The organism is Actinocorallia lasiicapitis, assembly GCF_054778695.1.
The window spans coordinates 1-4742 of record NZ_BAAGZI010000429.1 but is presented as its reverse complement, the minus strand read 5'-3'; the positions used below and the strand labels follow the sequence as shown (position 1 = coordinate 4742).

The 4742-nt window shown below is 70.7% G+C and carries 5 protein-coding genes; 2 read left to right on the top strand and 3 right to left on the bottom strand.

Features of this window, described 5'->3' with window-relative positions; translation table 11 throughout:
• Positions 1 to 832 (bottom strand): serine/threonine-protein kinase (locus ACYVE7_RS29375; protein ID WP_460369200.1); only part of this gene is annotated, 832 nt, incomplete at its 3' end.
• An 84-nt stretch (positions 833 to 916) separates the two neighbouring features.
• Between ACYVE7_RS29375 and ACYVE7_RS29370 the strand changes: the two genes are divergently transcribed.
• Positions 917 to 1486 (top strand): phosphoribosylanthranilate isomerase, encoded by a 570-nt coding sequence (locus ACYVE7_RS29370; RefSeq protein WP_460369199.1) that lies wholly within the window; start codon positions 917 to 919, stop codon positions 1484 to 1486.
• Positions 1487 to 1644: 158 nt separating this feature from the next.
• Entirely contained in the window at positions 1645 to 3279 is a 1635-nt protein-coding gene (locus ACYVE7_RS29365; protein ID WP_460369197.1) for a GMC oxidoreductase, read from the top strand.
• A 76-nt stretch (positions 3280 to 3355) separates the two neighbouring features.
• Here the strand turns inward: ACYVE7_RS29365 and ACYVE7_RS29360 are convergent, their stop codons facing one another.
• Positions 3356 to 3841, bottom strand: a complete 486-nt coding sequence (locus tag ACYVE7_RS29360) for a carboxymuconolactone decarboxylase family protein (protein ID WP_460369195.1) — start codon at positions 3839 to 3841, stop codon at positions 3356 to 3358.
• 3 nt (positions 3842 to 3844) lie between these two features.
• A partial coding sequence (locus ACYVE7_RS29355) for a dihydrodipicolinate reductase (protein WP_460369193.1) occupies positions 3845 to 4742 on the bottom strand: 898 nt, incomplete at its 5' end.

The following is a 4742-nucleotide window of genomic DNA, read 5'->3' as shown; positions in this document are numbered from 1 at the left end:
TCTGGAGGAGGGGGGCGGGGGGAGCGGTCGCGTCGGTGGGGACGGTGAGGGCGTTCTTGAGTTGGGGGAGGGTGGGGCGGTCGGTGGGGGTTTTCAGTAGGAGGGCGGCGATGAGGGGGGCGAGGTGGCGGGCGGGTGGGGGGTCGTCCATGAGGACGGCGGCCATGCACGCGCCGGCGTGGTCGCGGGCGAACGGCGAGTCGCCTTCGGCGGCGTGGAAGAGGGTCGCGCCGAGCGCCCACAGGTCGACGGAGGTTCCGGCGGGCTCGCCGCGGACCTGCTCGGGCGCCATGTAGGCGGGGGAGCCGAGGACGGCGCCGTCGGCGGTGAGGGTGCCGTCGCCTTCGAGCCGCGCGATCCCGAAGTCGGTGAGTTTCGCGCCGCGCGGAGTCATCAGCACGTTGGCCGGTTTGATGTCGCGGTGCACGATCCCGATCCGGTGGGCCTCCTCGACGACGTCGACGAGCGCGAGGGCCAGCACCCGCAGCTCCTCCTCGCCGAGGGTGCCCCGGTCGGCGACGAGCTGCTGCAGCGAAGGCGCGGGCACGTACTCCATGACGATGAACAGGTCGTCGCCGTCGCGGACGACGTCATGGACGGTGACCGCCGACGGGTGGTTGAGCCGGGCGGCGGCGCGCGCCTCCCGCAGCATCCGGTCCCTGCGGTCGGTCTCGGCGGCGGCCGACAGCCCCAGGGGCATCAGGATCTGCTTGACGGCGACCTCCCGCCCCAGCTCGTCGTCGCGGGCGTGCCACACGATCCCCATGCCGCCGCGGCCGAGTTCGCCGAGGATCGTGAACCGGCCTCCCAGTACCCGAGCATCCGCGTCCACCGGACCTCCTCATGTCGTCCCGGGCAGCCTAGCTTGAAGGGATCTTGACTCGGTCGTCGCGGTGCGACGGGATACGCTGCGCGGGTGTTCGTGAAGGTATGTGGACTGCGCACCGCAGTGGACGTCGACGCGGCGGTCGCCGCAGGGGCCGACGCCGTCGGGTTCGTCTTCGCGCCGTCGCCCCGGCTGATCTCCGGCGCGGACGCCCGCGAGCTGGCCGCCCGGGTGCCCGAGGGGGTCCTGACGGTCGGGGTGATCCGTGCTCAGCCGCTCGCCGAGGTGCGGGCGCTGGTCGAGGAGTCCGGGGTGCGGGCCGTCCAGTTCCACGGCGACGAGCCGCGGGCGTTCTTTGACGCTTTTCCGGGACATGTGCTGATCCGTGCCACGAGCGGCGCGGCCGTGGCGGGGGAGCGGGGCGAGGACCATCTGCTGCTCGACGCGCCCGTCCCCGGCGAGGGCGTGCCGTGGGAGTGGAAGGCCCCCGAGGGGGCGGGCCGCTGGCTGCTGGCGGGCGGGCTCACCCCGGCGAACGTCGCCGCCGCGATCGAGGCGACCGCGCCGTGGGGTGTCGATGTCTCCAGCGGGGTCGAGAGCAGCCGGGGTGTCAAGAGCCCCGAGCTGATCGCCCGGTTCGTCGCCGCCGCGAAGGCCTAGTCGAAACCGTCTCATAACGGCGTGTCACCGCTGACGCAAGGTGACACGCCGGTCTCAGGTGTGTCCTCCATCACAAGTTACCTCTCGGTAGAGGGTGACTTAACTCACCCGCAACATGTAGAACATGTTGCAATTACGCTCTAAGTGATGGAGGTCACATGAGCAGCAGTTCCATGCCCGGCGGGAGAAAAGCGGGCACTTCACGCCGCGGATTCCTTGCTGGAACAGGTTCTATCTTCGGGGCGGCCGCGTTCGGGCTCCCCGTCGTCGCCGCCTCCCGCGCCGCGGCGGCAGGGCCGCTCGACAACGGGGCGAACGTCCTCGTCCTGGTGATCGGGACCGGCTACGGCGGCTCCGTCGCGGCCCTCCGGCTCGCCCAGGCCGGGATCGACGTCCAGATGGTTGAGATGGGGATGAACTGGGACACCCCCGGCCCGGACGGCAAGATCTTCCCCAAGGTCACCGCGCCCGACAAGCGCGCCTACTGGCTGCGCACCAAGTCCAAGGCCCCCGTCAGCAACTTCTTCGGCATCCCCATCGACGGGGCCATCGAGAAGTACACCGGGGTCCTGGACGCCGAGGACTTCGCCGGGATCACCGTCTACCAGGGCCGCGGGGTCGGCGGCGGCTCGCTCGTCAACGGCGGGATGGCCGTCACGCCCAAGCGGGAGCGGTTCGCCTCGATCCTGCCGTCGGTCGACGTCGAGGAGATGTACGCCACCTACTACCCGCGCGCCAACGCCGGTCTCGGCGTCGGCCAGATCGATCCGGCCTGGTTCGAGACGGCCGCCTGCTACCAGTACGCGCGCGTCGGCCGCAAGCACGCCGCCCGGTCGGGGTTCGCCTGGACCTTCGTGCCCGACGTGTACGACTGGAACTACATGAAGGCCGAGCAGGCGGGCACCGTCCCCCGTTCGGCCCTCGACGGCCAGGTCATGTACGGCAACGACCACGGCAAGAAGTCGCTCGTCCAGACCTACCTCGCGCAGGCCAAGGCGACCGGCAAGGTCACCATCACGCCGCTGCACCGGGTGACGAACGTGGTGCCGGCGGGCGGCGGGTACACCGTCACGATCGAGCAGATCGACACGGCGGGCAACGTCGTGGGGACCAAGACCGTCACGGCGGGGAAGGTGTTCTTCGCGGCGGGCAGCGTCGGCACCAGCAAGCTGCTGGTGAAGCTGAAGGCGACCGGGTCGCTGCCGAACCTGAACGGCGAGGTCGGCAGGACCTGGGGGGACAACGGCAACGTCATGTGCGGCCGCGCCAACCATATGTGGGACCCCACCGGCAAGCTCCAGTCGACCATCCCGTGCTCCGGCATCGACAACTGGGACGCCGGCGGCGCGTTCGCCGAGGTCGCGCCGCTGCCGACCGGCATCGAGACCTACGCGTCGCTCTATCTGTCGATCACCAACACGCCGCACCGGGCCGAGTTCACCTGGAACGCGGCGGCGGGACGGGTGGACCTGTCCTGGCAGACGTCCTGGAAGCAGACGTCCATCAGCATGGCCAAGTCCATCTTCGACAAGATCAACAGCAAGGAGGGGACGATCTACCGGACCGACCTCTTCGGCGTCTACAAGCAGTGGCAGGACGGCCTCACCTACCACCCGCTCGGCGGCGTGGTCCTCAACAAGGCGACCGACAACTACGGACGCCTGCACGGCTACACCGGGCTGTACGTCATCGACGGCGCCCTCATCCCCGGCAACACCACGGTGAACCCGTTCGTCACCATCACGGCGCTCGCCGAACGGAACATCGAGAAGATCATCGCCACCGATCTGTGACGATCGCCTGACCCGGGAGACGGCCGCGCGAGCAGGGCGCCGGCCGTGTCCACGAGGTCTCGCGCGGCCAGGACCGCTACCGGCTGCTCGGCAGCACGCAGACGGTGTCCAGGCCCAGCACATGGTTGAGCCGGCCGAACGCCAGCCATGAGCCGATGCTCATGCTCAGCTCGACGATCTCCCGCTGGGTGTAGCGGGCCGTCATCCGGTCCCAGAAGTCGTCGGCGTCGAGGTTGTGGTGGTCGAGCGCGTACCGTTCGGCGTACTCGGCGGCCAGCCTGGTCCGGTCGTCGAACCGGTCGGTGGTGCGCCACTGCTCGACCGCGTCGAGGAACTCCGCCTCGACCGTCTCGCCGTCGCGGTCGGTCCGCCAGTCCAGGCAGAACGCACAGCCGTTGATCTGCGCCGTCCGCAGCCGCGCAGCCTCGAACTCGCGCAGCCCGAGCGTGGTGTGCGCGTAGACGGCCAGGGAGAATCCGGCGGCGGCCGGGCCGATGCCCGGCACCATCTCGCCCCAGACGTACTCGATCGCGTCCTTGCCTTCGGGGATGTCGATCTCCATGCGCTACTTCCTTCCGAGCTTCCCGGCCGCGGGGCGCAGCGGGACGTCCAGGGCGTCGTACAGGCCGGGTTCCGCCGCGACCAGCCAGTCGATCGCGCTCACCAGCCGGCCGACGGCCGTGCCGTTGCCGCCCGCGGAGCTGTTGCCGTCCTCGTCGGTGGCGCAGACCGAGACCTCGATCCGCGGCCGTCCCTCGATGACGACCCGGTGGGTGCCGTCGGTGCCCGCCGGGGGCTGCGGCCAGTCGGGCGCGCAGCCCGCGTGGATCCGGGTGACGTGCTCGATGACGATCAGCGGCTCGCCGTCGACGACGCCCTGCACCTCGAACCGGACCGCGCCCTGCGTGCCGCCCTCGAACTCGCCCATCAGCTTGGTCGTGACGGTCGTGTCGAGCGCGCGCCGGTCGACGACCTCGCGGATCTCGTCGAGCTCGACGCCGAGCCCGCGCGCGATCAGCCTGATCTGCCCGCCCCACACCATGGTCGGGACGGTCGGGCTGAGCATGGGGGCGTCGTAGGCGAGGGGCTGCCCCATGCCGACCAAGTAGCGGACGGAGTCCTCCTGGTCGTAGGTGGTGTAGTCGAAGATCTCCTGGCAGCGGATGGAGTCGATCTTCGAGCCGAGCCCGCTGAGCAGCAGCGGCAGGACGTCGTTGCCCCAGCCGGGGTCGACTCCGGAGACGAACAGCGAGCCGCCGCCCTCGGCGATCGCGTCGAGCACCGGCTGCCGCAGCTCGGCGGGCGCGTTGGCCTGGTCGTAGAGCGCGTAGAGGGAGGGGGTGACGACGACGGCGCCCGCCCGGATCGCCTTGAGGATGTCGGCGAGGGCGTCGTCGGGGCGGATCTCCCCGGACGCCGCGTACACGACGGCCTGCGCCCGGGCGGCGAGCGCCGCGTCGACG